Genomic DNA, 21091 nt, shown 5'->3' with positions numbered 1-21091 from the left:
CCGGGACGGCTACACCGGCACGGCCGCCGCCGCGGGGCGCAACTCGGCCGCGGTCGGGACGGAGGCCGGGATGGACGCCGGGACGGAAGCCGGAGCGGTGATCCGCTCCACGGCCGGGGCGGCGGCCTGCCGGGGCAGCAGCCGCTGGACGTCGGCGACCAGTGTGTAGTCCTCGCCGAGCGGCCCCACCGACGGCAGCAGCGGGGCCGCACCGAGCGCCAACTCCACGGCCGCCCAAGGGAGGTTGAGGCCGCAGAGCCGCAGCTGGTGGAGGCCGCCGGACGGCCTGGTGTTGACGTCCAGCACCACGGGACGCCCGCGGTGGTGCCGGAACTGCACGTTGGACAGGAACCCCACGCCGAACGCCTCGACCAGGCGGCGGGCCGGCTCCAGGTAGACCGGGTCGGTGGTGAAGCTGCGCCGGCGGCCAGACTTGACGCGGCCCACGGCGGATATCAGGCGGCCGTCCGGCGCGGCCAGGCAGTCCACCGACACCTCGGGGCCGTCCAGGTAGGGCATCACCAGCAGGTCGGCGGGCTCGGGGGACGCCTCCAGCGCGCTGAGCACCTGGTCCAGCGGGACGGTGGCGTCCGCGAACCCGGCGAGCCGGCGCAGGCTGAACGGCTCGCGGCTGAGGATCCGGAAGCCCTCGCCGCCGGCCCCGGTCGCGGGCTTGAGGCAGGCCCGTCCGCCGTCCGCCTCGATCTCCTCGACGGCCAGCCGGAGTTCCGCGGCCGTGCGGACGTGCCGCCACAGCGGGGTGGGCAGGCCCAGCGCCTCCATCGCCGCGTAGGCGTCCGCCTTGCTCTCGAACACGGCTATCGCCGGGGCCGGCGGGCAGACCAGTGCGGTGCCCACGGCCTCGAAGTCCCGGCGGCGCAGCGAGATGGCCAGCTGGCCGAGCCGGGGGAGGAAGACGTCGATCCGGTGGCGGGCGCAGAATTCCAGGGCGAATTCCACGTATGCTTCGGGGGAGAGGTGGTCCGGTTCGAGTGAGCCGAAATCCGCGGCGGCGAGCACCGGAGAGTCCGGATCGACATGCGTGGCATGAATCTCCACGGGGCGCGGAGCGGCCCGCAGCAGGTCGATGAAGTAGACGTTCTCGGCGTAGGTACGGTTCAGCCAGACGCGTACGGGGACGCTCACGGAGTCTCCCTGGAAAAGGGCGCAACGGTGGGGAGGACGCAGTCGGGCCACCGGCCGGCCATCGCCTCTGCCGTGCCCTTGAGGTGGCACCTTAGCGCCCGTCATGTGCCCGGCGGACGCGGGGTGGGGCGCTGCCGGGCCCGGTCGGGCGAGGGGTGGCGCGTCGGGTGGGTCGGATGTGCTGACTGTACGTCAACTTCGCTGGTCCGGAGCTTTGTTGGTGGATCTTCGCGGCGCCGGCCCGGCGGAGTCGGGGAGATTGCGGCGGTGTGAACGCGCCGACGGCCGCACTGCCGGTCGCGCCACGGGCGCCGACGGGTGCGGTGTTCGAGCGGGGCGCGTCCATGACATGCGGAAATGCCGCCGCATCGAGTGAATGCGCGAGGGATTATCGATCGGGTGATCTACTCGTACTATTTGTTCATCTCCCTAGACCACTCGTACGAGTGATTGCGGACGGCCCTGAATGGACCTCAGCATGTTGATGCAACGTGTCCATCATTGGCACCCGGGTGATTCGCGGGCTGCGTGCGGAGGGGTCCCCATATGTCGACCGAAGCCAACGTCGGAATTCCGGCCCAGGAAGGGCAGCCGCAGTCCGCGCGGCAGTCCAGCCTGAGCGTCGCCGGCGCGCGGAATCTCGCGACGACGACCAAGTCCGCCCCGCAGATGCAGGAGATCAGCTCCCGCTGGCTGCTGAGGATGCTGCCCTGGGCCGAGGTCTCGGGCGGCACGTACCGGGTCAACCGGCGGCTCAGCTACGCGGTCGGGCGGGGCCGGGTGAGCTTCGTCAAGACCGGGTCCCGGGTGCGGGTGGTGCCGCCGACGCTGCGCGAGGTGCCGGTGCTCCGCGGCTTCGAGGACGACGCGCTGCTGGAGGAGCTGGCCGGCCGGTTCGCCCAGCGCGACTTCGCCCCCGGCGACCTCCTCGTCGAGGAGGGCGGGGCGATCGACGAGGTCTTCCTGATCGCGCACGGCAAGGTCGACAAGGTCGGCACCGGCCGGTACGGCGACTCCACCGTGCTCGGCGTCTTCGCGGACGGCGACCACATCGGCGACGAGGCGCTCACCCAGGCCGACGGCACCTGGTCGTACAGCGTCAGGGCCGCCACCTCCGGGACGGCCCTCGTCCTGCCCTGGCCCGCCTTCCAGGAGCTCGCCGACCGCTCCGAGGCCCTCCGCGACCGGATCCTGGACTACCTCGCCGACTCCCGGCAGCCGCAGGGCCGCAAGGGCGAGGCCGAGATCCGGATGTCGGCCGGCCACGAGGGCGAGTACGAGCTGCCCGGTGCCTTCGTCGACTACGAGCTCGAACCGCGCGAGTACGAGCTGAGCGTGGCCCAGACCGTCCTCAAGATCCACACCCGGGTCGCGGACCTCTACAACAAGCCGATGAACCAGACCGAGCACCAGCTCCGGCTGACCATCGAGGCGCTGCGCGAGCGCCAGGAGCACGAGCTGATCAACAACCCCGAGTTCGGCCTCCTGGAGAACGCGGAGTACAGCCAGCGGATCCAGACCCACTCCGGCCCGCCCACCCCGGACGACATGGACGAGCTGCTCAGCCGCCGCCGCGGCACCAAGTTCTACCTCGCGCACCCCAAGGCGGTCGCCGCCTTCGGCCGGGAGTGCAACAAGCGCGGCCTGTACCCGAAGCCGGTCGAGGTCCAGGGGCGGACGGTGCCGGCCTGGCGGGGGGTCCCGATCCTCACCTGCAACAAGATCCCGATCCTGGGCGGCCAGACCACCTCGATCCTGGCCATGCGGACCGGCGAGGACAAGCAGGGCGTCATCGGCCTCCACCAGACCGGGCTGCCCGACGAGTACGAGCCCGGCCTGTCGGTCCGGTTCATGGGCATCGACGAGAAGGCGATCATCTCGTACCTGGTCAGCGCGTACTACTCCGCGGCGATCCTGGTGCCGGACGCGATCGGCGTCCTGGAGAACGTGGTGATCGGCCAGTCCTACAGCTGACGAGGGTGCCGGCCGGAGCCCCGGGGCCTCCGCCTGCGCACCGGGCCGCCATTCCGTCCGACGCCGTCCCGTCCGACGCGTCCGGCGCCGTCCCGTCCGGCGGCGCCTTCTGCCGGGCACCCGTCCCCGGCGCAGGCCGGGCCCCGCACCGGCTGCCCGTCACCGGCACCCGGCCATCCGTCACCGCCCCGACGCCCTCGTGGGGCGCGGTCCCGTCCGACCGCGCCCCGGCGTCCGGGACACACCGCCCGGCCCGAGCGCCGGGCCCATCTGGGGGAGGAGCCCACATGGCCATCTTCACGCTGGAGCGTGACCACCGGGAGGGCAACGAGGCGGCCGACGTGCTCGCCCGGGCCCGGACCGTCGTCGACCCGGCCCTGCGGGCGGCGGTGGAGTCCCTGCCCGGGGCCATGCGGCTGATCGCGGGCTACCACTTCGGCTGGTGGGAGGCCGACGGCACGCCCGCCGTCGGTGGATCCGGCAAGGCCATCCGGCCCGCCATGGTGCTCGCCGCGGCCCAGGCCGTCGGCGGCCGTGCGGCGGACGCGGTCCGGGCCGCCGCGGCGGTCGAGCTGGTGCACAACTTCACCCTGCTGCACGACGACGTGATCGACCGTGACCCGACCCGGCGCCACCGTCCCACCGTCTGGCGTGTGTTCGGCACCACCGAGGCCATCCTGGCCGGGGACGCGATGCACTCGCTGGGGCTGCGCGTCCTCGCCGAGGAGCCGCACCCCGCGACCCGGGCCGCCATCCGGCGGCTCGCCGACTGCATCGTCGAGCTGTGCGCCGGGCAGCAGGCCGACTGCGCCTTCGAGCAGCGGAGCGACGTCTCGCTCGCCGAGTGCCTGGCCATGGCCGAGGGCAAGACCGGGGCCCTGCTGGGCAGCGCCTGCGCGATGGGCGCGCTGTTCGGCGGCGCCGGCGAGCGGGCGGCCGACGCCTTGGACGCCTTCGGCCGCGAGATCGGCCTGGCCTTCCAGCTGATCGACGACCTGATCGGGATCTGGGGCGACCCGGCGGTCACCGGCAAGCCCGTCGGCGCCGACCTGGCCGCCCGGAAGAAGTCGCTGCCGGTGGTGTTCGCCCTCGGGTCGGACACGGCCGCGGGGGAGGAGCTGGCCGAGCTGTACGCGCTCGACCGCCCGCTCAGCCCCGCCGAGCTGGAGCGGGCCGCGACGGCGGTGGAGAAGGCGGGCGGGCGTGGCTGGGCCCAGGGCGAGTCCTGCGACCGGATGGCCGCGGCGATCGCCCACCTCGCCGACGCCGTCCCGGTCCCCTCGGCCGCCGACGACCTGCTCGCCCTGGCGGAGCTGGTCACCCGCCGCAGCCACTGAGACGTCCGAGACCACGGAGGGGTCCGGCCGGCGGCAGGCCCGCACCCCGCCCCAGGACCGCCGGCCGCGACGGCTACGGGGTTGCCGTCGCGGCCGGTGCCGGCGGGCCGCCGCCGTGGACCATCGGCGGCGGCGGACCACTGCGGTCGCTAATCACTGCGGTCGTGCTCAGCCCTCGGCGCCCAGCAGCCGTGCCTCCTGTTCGGCCGTGGTGCCGAGCGGGAGGTCGCCCTGCAGGTAGGTGACCTCCGACCGGCCGCCGTTCTCCAACCAGGCCCAGGTGTCCCGGACGGTCTCGGCGATCGGCCGGTTGCGCAGGCCGGCGGCCTCGGCCCGGGAGGCGTCGGCGTTCCAGGTGCCCTCCCAGTCCGGCTGGTCCAGCGCCCAGAACGGCAGTCCCACCCAGGGCGTCACCCCCGCCGCCTCCAGGTCCGCGTCCGCCGTCCACACCAGCTCGGCGGTGCCGCCGGTGGCCTCGACGCAGTGCGCCAGCAGCTCGCCCAGGGTGGTCCGGCCGATCGGCGCCGTGGTGACGAAGCGTCCGCCCTGCCGCCGTTCGGCGAGGTCCAGGCCGAAGGCGGCGAAGTCGCGGGCGTCGATCAGCTGGATCCGCCGGTCGGGCCGGCCGGGCGCGGGCAGCCGGCCGCCCCGGGCCGTCCGGTCCAGCCACCACGGCAGCCGGCCGATCGGCTCGTGCGGTCCGACCAGCAGCCCGCAGTTGAGCAGCAGCGACCCCTTCTCGCCGAACCCCTCCAGGACGGCCCGCTCGCAGCCGGCCTTGAGGGCGTTGGCCGCCGGCTGGTCGGGCGGGGAGTCGGCCGGGCAGTCGTGGGTCGGGGAGCCCTCGTCCACCGGGCGGGCCGGCCAGTCGGCGAAGGCGTGGACGGAGGAGACGAAGGTGTAGTGGTCGGCGTGGTCGCGCAGCAGCCGGGCCGAGCGGGACACGTCGTACGGCTGCTGGCCCGAGGTGTCGACCACCGCGTCCCAGCGGCGACCCTCGACCAGCCGGGCGAGGTCCCCGGCGTCGGTGCGGTCGCCGTGGACGGCCTCGACACCGGGGAGGTCGGCGCGGCTGCGGCCGCGGTTGAAGGTGGTGACCTCGTGGCCACGGGAGAGGGCTTCCACGGCGTAGGCCCGACCGAGGAACTTCGAGCCGCCGAGCAGGAGGAGCTTCATGCCGCTCAGCCTCTCCACCCGGCTCCGGGCGCACACGGCCGTTCACTCCGAGCGGACCGCCGGACCACCGGAGCCCCAGGTCCGGCCCTGAGCCGCCCGGCGGTGAGGTGCCGACATACCGGGGACCAGGAGTCGCAGCTCCCACACCGCGTCCCGCCGTCCTGGTATGCCTGATTCGTCCCCATTCGGAGTGCTGGAGCAGGAGAAGGGCCTCGGCAGTATGGGCAACCCGGCAATCGTCGACCAGGCGACCGTCCGCAGCACCGCCGCCGAGGCCTGGATCTGGGGCTACCCGCTGCTCCGGAACTACCGGACGCTCTACCCCCAGGCCATCGACGACGCCGACCCGCGGTACGTCGGCGGGTTCGGCGTGTTCCGGCACCACCCGCACCCGTGCGCCCCCGCAGGCACCACCGACACCACCGACACCACCGACACCGACCCGGTCACACCGGACAGCGACACCCCGTACTCCTGCGCCTGGCTGGACCTGCGTGCCGAGCCCTGGCTGGTCGAGGTCCCGGCGGTCGACCGCTACTACGTCCTGCCGCTGCACGACCTGGACACCCGGTACGTCGGGTTCATCGGGTCCCGCAGCACCGGCGGCAAGGCCGGCCGCCACCTGGTCGTCGGCCCCGGCTGGAGCGGCACCGAGCCGCCCGGCCTGGACGGCGTGCTGCGCGCGGACGGCAACCTGGTCGGGATCGTCGGCCGCACCCACCTGGCCGGTCCCGAGGACGTCCCCGCCCTGGAGCGGATCCAGGCCGGGTACCGGCTGACGCCGCTCAGCCGCCACCTCGGCACCCCCGCCCCCGTCGCCGCCGAACCGGTCTGGCCCGTCTGGCGGGAGGAGGTGATGGACACCCTGGAGTTCTTCTCCTTCCTGGACTTCCTGCTCGGCTTCCTCCCGGTCCGCCCCGGCGACGCCGATCTGCGCGGCCGCCTCGCCGAACTGGGCGTCGGTCCCGGGGACTTCGAACCCGCCACGCTGAGCGCCGAGATCCGCCACGCGATGGAGCAGGGCATCGCCGACGGCCGCGCCACGCTGGCCCGCGCCGCCGAGGAGACCCGCGACGCGCAGGAGCCGCTCGGCATCCGTGCCAAGCCCGATCCCGACCCCGCCGCCGCCCCCCTCGGACGGGCCGTCGGCGCCTTGGCGGGCCTCTACGACCTGCCCGCCGACGAGGCCTGGTCCGGCGGCTGGCCCACCGACGACCGCGGCGACCGGCCCGACGCCTCCCGCCGCGACTACACCGTTCGCTTCCCGCCCGGTCAGCTCCCGCCCGCCGCGTTCTGCTGGTCCGTCACCGCCCACCGCCGGCCCGGACCACTGCCGGTCGGGGACCCCGCCACCCGGTCCTCGATCGGCGACCGCACCCCCGGCCTGACCCACGACCCCGACGGCGGGCTGACCCTGCACATCCGCCGTCGACGCCCCGCCGACCCCGCGCAGGCCGCCAACTGGCTGCCCGCCCCGGACGGCCCGTTCACCCTCGTGCTGCGGATCTACGGCCCGGACCCGGCCGTCCTGGACGGCCGTTGGAGCCCCCCGCCGCTGGCCGCCACCGAACGCTGACCCGACGCCACCACGGAGCCACCCGAAGCCCGTAGCCCGAGCCCGAAGCCCGGAGCCACTCGATCGAGCCCGAGCCCGAGCCACACGAGCCACCCGGTTCCGAGCCCCAGCCCCAGCGAAGGAGCGCCATGTCCGACGGCACGCCGGAGAGCCTCGCCGCCGACGCCTACGTCTACGGCTACCCGCTCGTCGCGGGCCTCTCCGCGGTCGAAGTGACCGCCGCCCACGGCCTCGGCCCGGTACCGCCCACCGGCTTCAACGCCTTCGCCCACGCCCGCGAGCTCGCTACCCCGCAGACCCGGTTCGTCTCCGCCAGCAACGACACCCTCTACTCGATCGCCCACCTCGACCTCTCCGGCGGCCCGATCCTCCTGCACACCCCGGACACCGGCGGGGCGTACGGCGTCCTGCAGTTCATCGACGCCTGGACCGACAACTTCGCCTACCTCGGCCGCCGCGCCACCGGCACCGCGGCGCAGACCCGGCTGATCGTCCCGCCGCACTGGCACGGGACCCCGCCCGAGGGCGTCCCGGTGATCGTCTCCCCGACCGTCCTCGCCACCGTCGCCGGCCGCAACGTCTGCGCCGGCCCCGAGGACCTGCCGCGGGTCCACGCGCTGCAGCGCGGCCTGACCCTCGAACCCCTGGAGCCGGGCGGCATCTGCGCGGGCGTCCCCGAACCCGACCCGGACGTGCCCGAGGACCTCGCCTTCCTGGAACGGCTGCGGGTCTGGACGGCCGCCTTCCCGCCCTCCGAGGCGGACCTCGCGTACGAGCGCCGGTTCGCCCCGATCGCCCTGCTCGACGAGGGCCGCTCCCCGTACCTCGCCCCCGAACCCGGCTGGGCCGCCGCCCTCGCCCGCGGCCTGGCGGCCGGCCGCGAACGGGTGGAGGCCGCCACCCGCCCCTCCGGCGACGAGCCCACCGGCGAGTGGGCGGCCAACCTCCACCTCTTCGACTACAACCTCGACCACCTCGGCCCCGGCACCCTCGACGAACCCGGCTGGCGCATCCCGGACCGCAGGGCCGCGTACCTCACCCGCGCCGTCGCCGCCCGTATCAGCCTCTGGGGCAACCATGCCTACGAGGCCGTCTACGCCACCACGTACCAGGACGCCGACGGCCACCCCCTCACCGGCGCCCGCGCCTACACCCTGCGCTTCGAGGAACCGCCACCCGTGGACGCCTTCTGGTCGGTCACCATGTACGACGTCCCCGACTACCACCTGGTCGAGAACCCCGCCGGGCGGTACTCCGTCGGCGACCGCACCCCCGGCCTGCGGTACGGGCCCGACGGCTCGCTCACCCTGGTGCTCCAGCGCGAACGGCCCACCGACCCGGCCGAGTCGGCGAACTGGCTGCCCACCCCCGAGGGCGAGTTCCGCCCGATGATCCGGCTCTACCAGCCCCGCCGGGAGGTCCTGGACGGCACCTACCGGCTCCCGCCGATCCGCCCCTGCTGACGGGCGCCGCCGCGACCCGGACGGAAGCTCCTGGAGCCCCGGGGCACCGACACGGTCTCCGCCGCCATCGCCACCCGGGCCCGGCTGGCACGTCCTGGCCCGGCAGGCCGCGGGGGCTCAGAGTCTCAGGGGCTTCCGGTGGCCGGGGCCGACGGCGCCGACGACGGCATCGACGACGGCGCGGTACCGGACGGTGAACCGCTCGATGCCGGCGCGGACGGGCTCCCGCCGGAGGAGTCGCCGGAGGAACCGTCGGCCGGGGGCGGTGTCGTCGGCCTGCCCGTCCCCGGCGAGCCGTTCGTCCCCGGCGCGCCGCCCGGGCCGGACGGGCCGCCCGGGCCGGACGGGCCGCCCGGCCCGGTGGGCGCCGACGGGCCGCCGGACGGTGGGGTCGAGGGTCCGGGAGTGGCCGGGGGCGTTCCGCCGCGCCGTACCGGTCCGCCCTCCAGGGTGACCACCGCCTCCGAGGGCGGCAGGGCGATCCGCGCCGTCCAGTGCCCCTCCGGCACCCGGCTCTCGTCCACGGTGACGGTCACCGTGATCCGCTGGCCGGGGGCCAGGCTCCCCGAGTCCCGGCTGAGCCGGAGCCAGTCGACGTCCACCACCGCGTGCCAGGTGAAGGCCGTACCGCCGGTGTTGGTCAGGGTGATGACGGTCCGGCTGCCGTACTCGTTGGCCTCCACGGTCAGCAGCCCGGGACCGGACGCCGCCGGGGGCGAGGCGGCGCCGGTGGTCCGGCCGTCCGCCACCTCGGGTACGGCCGCCAGCCCGGACTCCCACAGTCGGGACGCCCCGCCGGAGGGCACCGGGACCACCGGCCCGACCACCGGAGGCAGTGACGTTTCTGCAGAGGCCGCCCCGGCCAGCTCCAGCCCGTCGTCGCCGGACGGCGCCGCGCTCACCGGGGGCCGGCCCCCCTCCGCCGACGCCGCCGACGAATCCGCTGACGCCGAAGCCGCCGCGTCCACCTGGACCGAGGAGACCGAGGCCGCCGCCGTCGGCGAACCGCCGTCGCGGTGCTCGGCCCACAGGGCGATCACCGGCGCCGTCAGGACGGCGGCCAGCACCCCGGTGGTCACCATCTGCCGCCGGACGGTCTGCGCCCGACCCGAGGCGGAGGGCGCCCGGTGCCGCGGGAACCCCCGCTGGTCGAACCTCAGCTCCCCGCCGTCCCGAACGGCCGCCCCCGTGCCACCTACCGCGGAACCCGCTGATGCCGCCGAAGCGCCGGTGAAGGCCGCCGAGGCCCCCGCCCGCGCCGGAGCCGCCGTCCCCGTCGCCCGCCGGGCCGCCGCCGCACCCGCCAGGAACGCCGACCCGGCCGTCCCCTTCGGCAGCTCCCGCGCGCGAAGCCCGCCCACCCGGGCCACCACCGGCGCGGTCAGCACCGGCAGCCCGGGCAGCCCGGCCAGGTCCGCGCCCAGCTCGCCGGAGACCCGCTCCGCCGTCCCCCGGCAGGTCGGGCAGTCGACCACGTGCTGCACCAGCTCCCGCCGCAGCGCGGGACCGAGCACCCACTCCCGCCAGCTCTCCGCGCCCACCCCGCCGAGCCGGGCCAGCTCCGGACAACTGCCCACACCGAGCACCAGCAGCGCCGTCCGGGTCCGTCCGACCTCCTCGCCGCCCTCCGTGAGCAGCCGGCCGGCCGCCTCCTCGGCGAGCCCCAGCACCGCCGCCACCTCCGCGGCGGAGAGCCGGTGGCGGACGGCGAGCTCCAGTGCCTCGCGCTGCTCGGGACCGGTGCCGGCCGCCTCCGGCCACGCGAGCGACCCCAGCTCGCGCCGGCGCTCGGCGGCCCGCTCCGGTCCGGGTGCGGCCCCGGGGGCCTCGCCGACCCCGGACTCCAGCCGGACCAGGCAGCAGTGCCGGGCCAGCGCGTAGAGCCAGGCCCGGTACAGGGCGGGGTCGGCGGCCCGGTCGCCGTGGCGGAGTGCGAGGTCGCGGACCTCGGTCAGCGCGGTGAGCGCGGCGTCGTGCTCGCAGAGCACGGAGAGGCAGTAGGTGAACAGTCCGTCGACGTACTGCCCGTAGGCGCTTAGGACCGGGGCGGTGCCCGGCGTGGAGGTGGCAAGCCTGGTCGTCACGTTCCCGACGGTAGGGAGCGGCGCGGGGATGACAGGGGGGTTCCCCGGGCTTGTCCTTCTTTCGGGTAACAGGATCGCGCTACGGACCGGTCCGCTCGTACGGACGAGCGAACGCCCGGCGCCGGGGACGGGCCCGTCCGCCGCTGCCGGGCCGCCCGGCCGCTGCCGAGCCGCCCGCCCGCCCGGCCGTCGGCGTGATCGGTACCCGCCGCCGGTGCCCCCGACGTCGGGTGGCACCCGTTGTCAGTGGCGACCGCTACGGTTGGCCGCATGGCTGCCCGCACCAAGACCACCGCCAAGCCGCGCCCGGCGTACCGCTGCACCGAGTGCGGCAACCAGCTGCCCAAGTGGGTCGGCCGCTGCCCCGAGTGCAACGCCTGGGGCACCGTGGAGGAGTACGGCGCCGTCCCGATCCGGACCACGGCGGCCGGGCCGGTCTCCTCGCCCGCCAAGCCGATCGGCCAGGTCGACGGGCAGGTGGCCACGGCCCGCTCCACCGGCGTCCCGGAGCTGGACCGGGTGCTCGGCGGAGGCATCGTGCCGGGTGCGGTGGTGCTGCTCGCGGGCGAGCCGGGCGTCGGCAAGTCCACCCTGCTGCTGGACGTCGCCGCCAAGGCCGCCAGCGACCGGCACCGCACCCTGTACGTCACCGGCGAGGAGTCGGCCGGGCAGGTCAAGATGCGGGCGGACCGGATCAACGCGCTCTCCGACCACCTCTACCTCGCCGCCGAGTCGGACCTGGGCGCGGTGCTCGGCCACATCGAGGCGGTCAACCCGGGCCTGCTGATCCTGGACTCGGTGCAGACCATCGCCTCCGCCGAGCTGGACGGGGCGCCCGGCGGCCCGGCCCAGGTCCGCGAGGTGGCGAACGCGCTGATCCGCGCCTCCAAGGAGCGCGGCATGGCCAGCCTGCTGGTCGGCCACGTCACCAAGGACGGCCAGATCGCCGGCCCCCGTCTGCTGGAGCACCTGGTCGACGTGGTGCTCAGTTTCGAGGGTGACCGGCACGCCCGGCTGCGGATCATCCGCGGCGTCAAGAACCGGTACGGCGCCACCGACGAGGTCGGCTGCTTCGAGCTGCACGACGAGGGCATCGAGGGCCTGGCCGACCCGTCCGGCCTGTTCCTGACCCGCCGCGCCAAGCCCGTCCCCGGCACCTGTCTGACGGTGACGCTGGAGGGCCGCCGCCCGCTGGTCGCCGAGGTGCAGGCGCTGATGGTGGATTCGCAGATCCCCTCCCCGCGCCGGACGACCTCCGGCCTGGAGTCGCCCCGGATCGCGATGATCCTCGCCGTGGTCGAGCGGCACGGCGGCGTGAAGCTCGGCAAGCAGGACATCTACACCGCCACGGTCGGCGGCGTGCGCCTCAGCGAGCCCTCGGCGGACCTCGCGATCGCGCTGGCCGTGGCCAGCTCCTCCTCCGACACCCCGCTGCCCAGCAACCTGGTCGCGATCGGCGAGGTCGGCCTGGCCGGCGAGGTCCGCCGGGTCACCGGGGTGCAGCGCCGGCTCGCCGAGGCGCACCGGCTGGGCTTCACCCACGCCCTGGTCCCGCCGGATCCGGGCAAGGTGCCGCCGGGCATGAAGGTGGTCGAGGTGGCCGACATCGGCGAGGCGCTCCGGGCCATCCCGGGCCGTCGCCGGGCCCCTTCGAAGTCGCGGGCGGAGGCCACCCCGGCCCCGCGCCGGCCCGCCCGCGAGACCGGCCGTGAGACCGCCCGCCAGGCCGCCCCGGTGCCCGCCGCGGCCTTCCCCGACGAGCTCATGGAGGGGTGGGAACCCATCGACTCGGACGAACTGGGCTGACTCACGCCCCGTTATTGCTGCACGCAGTTAGACTTTGCCCTGTCTAATTGGCGATAAGTACAGCTATAACGACGGACCGTCGGCTCCCGCCACACGGTTCGGGTCGGCCGGAGGAGTCACGTGGCAGCCAGCGACCGGGCGGACAAGTCCTCCCGCGAGGAGGCCCTGCTGCGGGCTTCCCTCAGTGCCATCGCGCCGGGCACGGCGCTCCGCGACGGGCTGGAGCGCGTCCTGCGGGCCAACACCGGCGGTCTCATCGTGCTCGGCATGGACAAGAGCGTGGACGCACTCTGCACCGGCGGGTTCGTGCTCGACGTCGAGTTCACCGCCACCCGCCTGCGCGAGCTGTGCAAGCTCGACGGCGCGGTGGTCCTGGACAAGGACATCACCAAGATCGTCCGGGCCGGCGTCCACCTGATGCCGGACGCCTCGATCCCCACCGACGAGACCGGCACCCGCCACCGCACCGCCGAACGGGTCAACCGGCAGACCGGCTTCCCGGTCGTCGCGGTCTCGCACTCGATGCGCCTGATCGCCATGTACGTCAACGGCACCCGCCGGGTGCTGGAGGACTCCACCACCGTCCTCTCCCGCGCCAACCAGGCGCTCGCCACCCTGGAGCGGTACAAGCTCCGCCTCGACGAGGTCGCCGGCACGCTCTCCGCGCTGGAGATCGAGGACCTGGTCACCGTCCGGGACGTCTCGGCCGTGGTCCAGCGCCTGGAGATGGTCCGGCTGATCGCCGCCGAGATCGCGGGGTACGTGCTGGAGCTCGGCACCGACGGCCGCCTGCTCTCGCTCCAGCTGGACGAGCTGATCGCCGGCGTCGAGCCCGAGCGGGAGCTCGTCGCCCGGGACTACTTCCCCGAGCGCGCCGCCAAGAAGGGCCGGACGGTCACCGAGGTGCTCGGCGACCTGGAGGCCCTCACCCACGCCGAGCTGCTCGACCTGCAGACGGTGGCCAAGGCGCTCGGGTACTCGGGCACCCCCGAGTCGCTGGACTCGGCGGTCTCGCCGCGCGGGTACCGGCTGCTCGCCAAGGTGCCGCGCCTGCCGAACACCGTCATCGAGCGGCTGGTCGAGCACTTCGGCGGACTGCAGAAGCTGCTCGCGGCCAGCATCGACGACCTGCAGACGGTGGAGGGCGTCGGCGAGACCCGGGCCCGCTCGGTCCGCGAGGGTCTCTCGCGGCTCGCCGAGTCCTCGATCCTGGAGCGGTACGTCTGACGGACGCTCTGAGCCCGCGCCCGCGGCTGGCTGTGGGCGGGCTCTGGGCTTGCTCCCTCCCATGGGCGGGTTCGCCGGACGTTTCGGGGCCCGGCCCCGCCGCCCGGCCGTGGGCCCGACCCGCGGCCGGGCGGCGCGGGCCGTACGGCGCCGGCCGGCCAGTGGTGTCAGCGACCGTGGGGGTCGTTGGGCTTCAGCGCGTACAGCATCGTGAAGAGCGTGACGTCGATCGCGTCCTCGTCCGCCGAGTCGCCCTCCTCGGCGAGCTCGTCCAGCAGCCCACGGATCTGGTTGCGCAGCCGGACCAGGCGCTCGGGGCGGATCCGCATGCTGAAGTGGCTGAACATGCCCGGCGCCGGCGCGGAGCCGTCCCCCGGGCCGAGGTCGAGCCGGTTGGCGAGGTAGTGGCCGCGGAAGTCGGAGCGGATCAGGTCGACGGTCGCGAGCAGCGCGGCCAGGGCCTCCGGGTGGTCGGAGGTGTCCCCGGCGAAGGCCTCCCGGGAGAGCCGCAGTGAGTGCTGCGCGACCCGGTAGCGGCTCTCGACGATCCCGGAGACCAGCCGGGTCTCGGCCACCCGGATCAGCTCGACCTGCTCCAGCTGCCTGATGTGCCGGTAGAGCTTGTTGGGCGACTCCTCGATGGCCGCCGCAACCTCCTTCACCGACATCGGCTCGGGTTCGTGCTTCCACATCATGTTGAGGATCGCCAGCCGGACGGGGTCGGCGAGGGCCTTCAGCGTCGCGACATCGCTGACCTCACGCTCTTTCACCTGATCAAACACGTCGTCATTCATCCACACCGTCAACGCTTGCGCAACCATTCACGTCTCTGTCACCATTCACGCGTCCGCAACCATTCACGCAAACGTTAATGGTTGCGGGCGCGTAAGTATCCACGGCTGGGTGAATGCCCGGAGTGAACGGGGGAACCGGTGTCGACGGCAGATCTTGACGAGCGGAACGCCCATGCCCGGGAACCCGGCGGCGGATCAGCCGCCACCGTCCCCGCCCCCGCCCCCGCCCTCACGCCCCTGCGGCGCAACTGGCGATTCCAACTGCTCTGGGGCGGCGCCGCCTCCGCGATGCTCGGCACCCTGGTGGCCGACACCGCCTACCCGCTGCTCCTGCTGGCGCTGACCGGCTCGCCCTCGCTGGCGGGCTCGTTCGCCGCGGTCCAGTTCACCGCCATGGTCCTGCTCGGCCTGCACGGCGGCGTTCTCGCCGACCGCCACGACCGCCGCCGGATCCTCATCCTCGCGGACGCCACCCGCCTCGCCGCCGCGCTGAGCGTCGTCCTCGCCCTGACGGTGGCCCACCTCACCGTCGCGCACGCCCTGCTCGTCGCCGCCGTCCTGGGCGCCACCATGGCGTACGGCGGGCCGGTGCGGATGCTGGCCGTCCGCTCGGTCGTCCCGCCCGAGCAACTGCGGCAGGCACTGGCTCAGGACGAGATCCGGGTCAGCGGCGCCGCCCTGATCGGCCCGCCGCTGGCCGGGTTCCTGCTCGGGCTCGGCCGGGCCGTCCCGTTCCTCACCACCGCGCTCACCTCGCTGCTGGCCCTCGGCGCCGCCGTCGCGGTCCGGTTCGACGGCAAACCGGGTGCTGCGGACGCGGCCGACCCCGCCGCCGACCGAGACCCCGCCCCCGACGACCGGGACCCCGCCAGCGATGCCACCACCGCCACCACCGCCACCGCCACCACCACAGCGGGGAACTCCGGCGGGATGCTGGACGGCCTGCGCCATCTGACGGCCAACCCGCTGCTGCGCTCGACCGTGCTGCTGGCCTTCGCGCTCAACCTCGCCGGGGCCGCGGTGACCCTCTGCGTCATCGTGCTGATGCGCGACGGCGGCACGTCCAGCTCGGGCATCGGGTTCGCCCTCGCCGGTGAGGCGGTCGGCGGACTGCTGGGCGCGCCCCTGGTCCGCCGGCTGCACCGGATGCTGGCGCCGGGCGCGCTGCAACTGACGGTGGCCTGGACGAGCGTCCCGCTGTTCCTGGTGCCCGCGGTGTTCGACGGTGGCCCGGTCACGGTGTTCGCCGTGCTGCTGCTGATGATGCTCGGGGTGCCGGCGCTCCGGGTGATGGTGGACGTCCTGATCTTCCAGCGGGTACCCGACGCGCTGCGCGGCCGGGTGATCGCGGCGACCATGACCGCCTTCATGCTGGGCATGCCGGTCGGGATGTTCACGGCCGGGCTGCTGTTGGACCACCACGCGCCGGGCACGGTGCTCACCGTGTTCGCGGCGGTCCTGGCGGCCGGCCTGCTCCCGCTGACCCTCGGCAGGTCCCTGCGCGGCACCTCCTGGCCCGCCCCCGTCGACTAGCCCGGCCGGCCCGCCCCCGTCGACCAGCCCGGTCGACCAGCCCGGCCAGCCAGCCCGGCCCGCCCCTCCTCGGTCAGCCCGAGCCGGGACGGTCCGTACCCCCGCAGAAGCCCGACGGCCTCCCCCGAGCACGGGAGAGGCCGTTCGCGTTCCGCAGCCGGCACGGGCCAAGCCCACCCACGGGGCGAGCCCCGCCCCGGCGTCCGGTCTCAGCTGTCCAGGCGGATGGACGTCCGCGCGGACACCGGACCGCCCGACGGGCCGGTCAGGTCGGCCTGGACGAGGTAGTTGCCCGGCTGCGCGGCGGTGCCGTCGGTGGAGGCGCACTGCGGCTTGCTGCGGCTGCGGTCCCAGTTGAACGTCTCGGTCAGGCCGCTGCCCGCCGTGATCTGCACCCAGGCGCTCTGGCGGTCCGTCGGGCAGTCCGCCGAGGACCAGACCCGGTCGCCGGTGCTGGAGGTCACGGTGATGCTGGAGGTGGTCCGGCCCAGGTCCACGCGGCAGTTGGCGCCCGAGGTGTTGCGGACGGTCAGTGCCAGCCGCGGCTTGTCCTTGGGCTGGTACGCGTTCTGCGCGCTCGACAGCTCCAGCGAGATCTGGGACGCCGCGCACACCGGCAGGGCCATCACCTCGGAGGTGTTCACCTGCGGGGTCCCGGCCGTACCGCCGGACGTGCCGCCCGCGCCGCCGCCGGAGCTGCCCGCGGAGCCCGTACCGCCGGGGGAGGACGAGGCGCCACCGCCGGTGCCGCCGGAGGTCAGGCTGACGTCCCCGCCGCCACCGCCCGAGACGCCGCCGGAGCCGGACCCCGTACCGCCGCCGCTCGAACCGCCGGGGCGGGTCGTGATCGCCGAGCCGGACGGCGCGGCGCCCGGGGTGATCGACTGGGCCGGGGCGGGCTGGGCGGTGTTCTGCGTGGGCTGCTTGTCGCCGCTGCCGGTGCCGACGGTCAGCCAGGCGACCAGAGCCGCCACGGCGACCAGCGCGACGAGCACGACGACGCGCCGCCGCCAGTAGATCGATGCCGGCAGCGGTCCCACGGGTTGACGCAGAGAGGGCACGGGCAAACTCTACGAGACTGTGTGCACCCGTTGACGCATCAACACTGCACCAGGGCCACTTCCTTCACATGATCCGCCATTTGCTCCGGACGAGGTAGGGACACTGCCCGGGCCCCGCCCTATAGTCGGGCGCATGGGCACCGAACGGAACAGTGCAGTCGATCCGGCACGCATGGTCGCGGAGGCGCGCCGGGCGTTCTTCACGGTGTTCGCGTTCCTCTGCGTGATCTGGCTGCTCCAGCTCGCCAACTGGCTGGCGGACAACCGGATCGCGTACGACTTCGGGATCGTCGCGCAGGACGTGGAGCGGCTGCCGGACGTGTTCGCGGCGCCCTTCCTGCACCTGAACTGGCAGCACCTGGAGGGCAATTCCGGCCCGCTGTTCGTCTTCGGCTTCCTGGCCGCGTACCGCGGGGTCAAGAAGTTCCTCGGACTGACGCTGCTGGTCGCGCTCAGCAGCGGCCTCACGGTCTGGCTGTTCGAGCGGGACACGGCGGTCACCGTCGGCGCCAGCGGCGTGGTCTTCGGGTATTTCGGCTACGTGGTGCTCCGCGGGCTCATCGACCGCAACCTCATCGACAGCCTGATCGGCGTCGTGATGTTCGCCTCCTTCGCCTACATCCTCACCACCGCCGTCCCGGGTACCCCGGGCGTCAGCTGGCTCGGCCACCTGGGCGGCCTGGTCGGCGGCCTCGCCGGCGCCTGGATCTTCCGCGACCGCACCGACCCCACCGACCGCGCCAGGCGCACCGACCGCTCCGACCGCAGCAACGGCTCCGGCCGCGCCGACGGCTCCGGTACGGCGGCCGTCCCCACCCAGGGCGGCGCACCGGTCAGTCCCCGCGCCGAACTGCTCAAGGAACTCGACGACCTCGGCCTCTGACCCACCCACCCCCGGGGACCGATCCGTACACCCCGAGGACCGTGACCCGAGGAGAAGCATCCCGACCCGGCCGCCCTCCCGCCCGTGGGAGGATCGAAGCGCCATGGTTGCCGATATCTCCGCCGCCCCCGCCGCCCTGACCGCTGCCGCCCCCTCCGGAGCCCCCGGCTCCGCCGCCCCCGCCGCAGCCTCAGGCTCAGCCGCCCCCGCCACCCCCGGCTCGGCCGCGGCCACCGCGCTGCTCCACACCACCGTCCTCGACTGGTACGCCGAGAACGCCCGCGACCTGCCCTGGCGGTCGCCCGGCGTCTCGCCGTGGGCGGTGATGGTGAGCGAGTTCATGCTCCAGCAGACGCCGGTGAAGCGGGTGCTGCCCGCGTACCGCGCCTGGATGGAGCGCTGGCCCAGCCCCGCCGACCTGGCCGCGGACGCTCCCGGCGAGGCCGTCCGGATGTGGGGCCGGCTCGGGTACCCGCGGCGCGCGCTGCGCCTGCACGCGGCGGCCGTGGCGATCACCGAGGAGCACGGCGGTGTGGTGCCGGACGACCACGCCGCGCTGCTGGACCTGCCCGGGGTGGGAGAGTACACGGCGGCCGCGGTGGCCTCCTTCGCCTTCCGGCAGCGCCACGCGGTGCTGGACACCAACGTCCGCCGGGTGTTCGCCCGGGCGGTGAGCGGGGTCGAGTACCCGGCGCAGGCCACCACCGCCGCCGAGCGCCGTACGGCCGTCGAGCTGCTGCCCACGACCGCCGAGACGGCCGCCACCTGGGCGGTGGCCGTGATGGAGCTGGGCGCCCTGGTGTGCACCGCGCGCGGACCCGAGTGCGCGGGGTGCCCGCTGCTGGCGCAGTGCGCCTGGCAGCGGGCCGGCCGGCCGCCGTACCAGGGCCCGGCCCGCCGCGGCCAGTCGTACGAGGGGACGGACCGTCAGGTGCGCGGCAAGCTGCTGGCGGTGCTGCGCGAGGCGCACGGCGAGGTGGAGCAGGCCCGGCTGGACGAGGTCTGGCACGAGCCGGTGCAGCGGGCCAGGGCCCTGGACGGGCTGGTCGCCGACGGGCTGGTGGAACCGGTCGGCCCGGGCCTCTACCGCCTGCCCACCTGACCTGACCTGACCCGCCCGACCCCGGCGACCCCGGCCGTGCCCCGGAGGCACTAGAGGCACAGGAGCACGCCGCAGAACGCCGGAGGCCCTCCGGACGCATCCCGCGTCCGGAGGGCCTCCGTGTGTCGGTACCGGCACCCGCGCCGGGCCTCAGGCCGCGACCGGCTCCTGCGGAGCCTTGTCGTCGGCCTGGCCGCCGCCGCGCAGCGGAACCTCGCGCAGGAACACCGCCGCCGCGATGGCCACCACGCTGACCACGGCGCCCCACAGGAACACCGTGTGCATGCCGTTGGAGACGGCCTGGTGGGCCACCTCCTGGACCTTCGGGTCCAGGGACTTCAGCCGGGTCGGGTCCAGCTGGCCGCCGCCGGCCGGAGCGCCGCCGCCGAGCTGGGCCATGGTGTCGCTGACCCGGTTGTTGAACAGCGCGCCGAACAGCGCCACACCGAACGAGCCGCCGATGGTGCGGAACAGGGTGGCCGAGGAGGAGGCCACGCCCATGTCCTTGAGCTCCACGCTGTTCTGGGCGACCAGCATGGTGATCTGCATCAGGAAGCCCATGCCGGCGCCGAGCACCACCATGTAGCAGGCCGAGGTGAACCGGCTGGTGTCCGTGCCGAGGGTGGAGAGCAGCAGCGAGCCGCCCGCCATGACCGCGGTGCCGATGATCGGGAAGATCCGGTACTTGCCGGTCTTGGTGACCGCCTGGCCGACCACCAGCGAGACCGCCAGCATGCCGAACATCATCGGCATCAGCAGCAGGCCGGAGTTGGTGGCCGAGGCGCCCTGCACGATCTGCTGGTAGAGCGGCAGGTACGCGACCGCGCCGAACATCGCGAAGCCGACGATGAAGCCGATCACCGAGACCAGGGTGAAGTTGCGGATGCGGAACAGGCCGAGCGGGATCACCGGCTCGTCGGCCTTCTGCTCGACGTAGCAGAAGCCGATCAGCGAGGCGATCGCGAGCGCGCCCAGGCCGAGGATCTGCTTGGAGTCCCAGTCGTACTCCTGGCCGCCCCAGGTCGTGATCAGGACCAGCGAGGTGATGCCCGCGGTCAGCAGGGCCGCGCCCGCGTAGTCGATCCGGGCGGTGGAGCGGTACTTCGGCAGCTTCAGGGTGACCACGATGAACGCGAGCGCCACGGCGCCCAGCGGCAGGTTGACGTAGAACGTCCAGCGCCAGCTGAGGTGATCGGTGAGGAAGCCGCCGATCAGCGGGCCGCCGACGGTGGCCAGGGCCATCACGGCGGCGAACATGCCCTGGTACTTGCCGCGGTCCCGCGGCGGGACCAGCGCGCCCATGATGGACATCACGCCGACCATCAGACCGCCGGCGCCCAGGCCCTGCAGCGCGCGGAAGACGATCAGCTGGGTCATCGAGTCGGAGAGGCCGCAGAGCGCCGAGCCGACCAGGAAGATCGCGATGGAGATCAGGAAGGTGCCCTTGCGGCCGTACAGGTCACCCAGCTTGCCCCAGATCGGGGTGGAGACCGCGGTGGCCAGGGTGTACGCGGTGACCACCCAGGCCATGTGCTCGGAGCCGTGCAGCTCGCCGACGATGGTGGGCATGGCGGTGCCGATGATCAGGTTGTCCAGCATCGCCAGCAGCATGGCGATCACCAGCCCGATCATCACCAGCCGGATCTCGCGGGGCGACCGCGGCTCCGGCTCGCTCCCCGGTCCTCCCGGGGCTGCGGAGGCGTCCTCCGCTGCTCCGACCTGCTGTTGTGACATGGTCCGTTCTCCCCTGGCCCTGCTGGCCGCGGGCTCCCCGCGGCTCACTTACTTGACGACCGGCTAGTGCACTGTCGCGGTCGCACGGTAAGTTGTTCCCTAGCCGGGCGTCAAGCCGGTTTCGGCTCAGGCCCCACGGGCAGGGAGAATGCACGCCATGAGTAGGACGCAGAGCCCCCGTAGCGACACGCGCGC

Annotated in this window: 15 protein-coding genes; 9 read left to right on the top strand and 6 right to left on the bottom strand. The window is 74.2% G+C overall.

Annotated features, from left to right (window positions below; all coding sequences use genetic code 11):
• Positions 1 to 9: 9 nt before the first annotated feature.
• Positions 10 to 1146, bottom strand: coding sequence for an ATP-grasp domain-containing protein (locus ABWK59_RS15830; protein WP_354641226.1), 1137 nt, complete (start codon positions 1144 to 1146; stop codon positions 10 to 12).
• 546 nt (positions 1147 to 1692) lie between these two features.
• On the opposite strand from ABWK59_RS15830, the gene ABWK59_RS15825 reads away from it, so the two are divergent.
• Positions 1693 to 3120: a family 2B encapsulin nanocompartment shell protein gene (locus tag ABWK59_RS15825; RefSeq protein WP_354641225.1), complete on the top strand. Its 1428-nt coding sequence runs from the start codon at positions 1693 to 1695 to the stop codon at positions 3118 to 3120.
• A gap of 287 nt (positions 3121 to 3407) precedes the next feature.
• Entirely contained in the window at positions 3408 to 4457 is a 1050-nt protein-coding gene (locus tag ABWK59_RS15820; protein ID WP_354641224.1) for a family 2 encapsulin nanocompartment cargo protein polyprenyl transferase, read from the top strand.
• A gap of 168 nt (positions 4458 to 4625) precedes the next feature.
• Here the strand turns inward: ABWK59_RS15820 and ABWK59_RS15815 are convergent, their stop codons facing one another.
• The gene (locus ABWK59_RS15815) at positions 4626 to 5633 is read right to left on the bottom strand and encodes an NAD-dependent epimerase/dehydratase family protein (protein ID WP_354641223.1); all 1008 of its coding nucleotides are present in this window, start codon (positions 5631 to 5633) and stop codon (positions 4626 to 4628) included.
• Between the two features lie 190 nt (positions 5634 to 5823).
• Between ABWK59_RS15815 and ABWK59_RS15810 the strand changes: the two genes are divergently transcribed.
• Together ABWK59_RS15810 and ABWK59_RS15805 are read left to right on the top strand one after the other, a co-directional pair.
• Positions 5824 to 7209, top strand: a complete 1386-nt coding sequence (locus ABWK59_RS15810) for a DUF1254 domain-containing protein (protein ID WP_354641222.1) — start codon at positions 5824 to 5826, stop codon at positions 7207 to 7209.
• A gap of 128 nt (positions 7210 to 7337) precedes the next feature.
• Positions 7338 to 8672, top strand: a complete 1335-nt coding sequence (locus ABWK59_RS15805; RefSeq protein WP_354641221.1) for a DUF1254 domain-containing protein — start codon at positions 7338 to 7340, stop codon at positions 8670 to 8672.
• 125 nt (positions 8673 to 8797) lie between these two features.
• Here the strand turns inward: ABWK59_RS15805 and ABWK59_RS15800 are convergent, their stop codons facing one another.
• Entirely contained in the window at positions 8798 to 10756 is a 1959-nt protein-coding gene (locus ABWK59_RS15800) for a BACON domain-containing protein (protein ID WP_354641220.1), read from the bottom strand.
• 270 nt (positions 10757 to 11026) lie between these two features.
• On the opposite strand from ABWK59_RS15800, the gene radA reads away from it, so the two are divergent.
• Entirely contained in the window at positions 11027 to 12562 is a 1536-nt protein-coding gene (gene radA, locus ABWK59_RS15795; RefSeq protein WP_354641219.1) for a DNA repair protein RadA, read from the top strand.
• Positions 12563 to 12730: 168 nt separating this feature from the next.
• A complete protein-coding gene (gene disA / locus ABWK59_RS15790; protein ID WP_354644969.1) occupies positions 12731 to 13789 on the top strand; it encodes a DNA integrity scanning diadenylate cyclase DisA in 1059 nt (352 codons plus the stop codon).
• 167 nt (positions 13790 to 13956) lie between these two features.
• On the opposite strand, the gene ABWK59_RS15785 is transcribed toward disA, so the two are convergent.
• Positions 13957 to 14559, bottom strand: a complete 603-nt coding sequence (locus ABWK59_RS15785; protein ID WP_354641218.1) for an ArsR/SmtB family transcription factor — start codon at positions 14557 to 14559, stop codon at positions 13957 to 13959.
• Positions 14560 to 14721: 162 nt separating this feature from the next.
• Here ABWK59_RS15785 and ABWK59_RS15780 point away from each other — a divergent pair, with 162 nt between their 5' ends.
• Positions 14722 to 16116 (top strand): MFS transporter, encoded by a 1395-nt coding sequence (locus tag ABWK59_RS15780; protein WP_354641217.1) that lies wholly within the window; start codon positions 14722 to 14724, stop codon positions 16114 to 16116.
• A gap of 209 nt (positions 16117 to 16325) precedes the next feature.
• Here the strand turns inward: ABWK59_RS15780 and ABWK59_RS15775 are convergent, their stop codons facing one another.
• The gene (locus tag ABWK59_RS15775) at positions 16326 to 17177 is read right to left on the bottom strand and encodes a hypothetical protein (protein WP_354641216.1); all 852 of its coding nucleotides are present in this window, start codon (positions 17175 to 17177) and stop codon (positions 16326 to 16328) included.
• Between the two features lie 133 nt (positions 17178 to 17310).
• Between ABWK59_RS15775 and ABWK59_RS15770 the strand changes: the two genes are divergently transcribed.
• On the top strand, positions 17311 to 18060 hold the full coding sequence (locus ABWK59_RS15770) for a rhomboid family intramembrane serine protease (protein ID WP_354641215.1): 750 nt from the start codon (positions 17311 to 17313) through the stop codon (positions 18058 to 18060).
• Between the two features lie 103 nt (positions 18061 to 18163).
• Positions 18164 to 19162, top strand: coding sequence for an A/G-specific adenine glycosylase (locus ABWK59_RS15765; RefSeq protein ID WP_354641214.1), 999 nt, complete (start codon positions 18164 to 18166; stop codon positions 19160 to 19162).
• A gap of 150 nt (positions 19163 to 19312) precedes the next feature.
• Here the strand turns inward: ABWK59_RS15765 and ABWK59_RS15760 are convergent, their stop codons facing one another.
• The gene (locus ABWK59_RS15760) at positions 19313 to 20896 is read right to left on the bottom strand and encodes an MDR family MFS transporter (RefSeq protein ID WP_420492786.1); all 1584 of its coding nucleotides are present in this window, start codon (positions 20894 to 20896) and stop codon (positions 19313 to 19315) included.
• Between the last annotated feature and the right edge of the window lie 195 nt (positions 20897 to 21091).

Source organism: Kitasatospora sp. HUAS MG31, assembly GCF_040571325.1.
In the GTDB taxonomy this organism is placed as follows: Bacteria; Actinomycetota; Actinomycetes; order Streptomycetales; family Streptomycetaceae; genus Kitasatospora; species Kitasatospora camelliae.
Note: the sequence above shows the minus strand (reverse complement) of the source record. Positions and strands in the feature narration are given on the sequence as shown.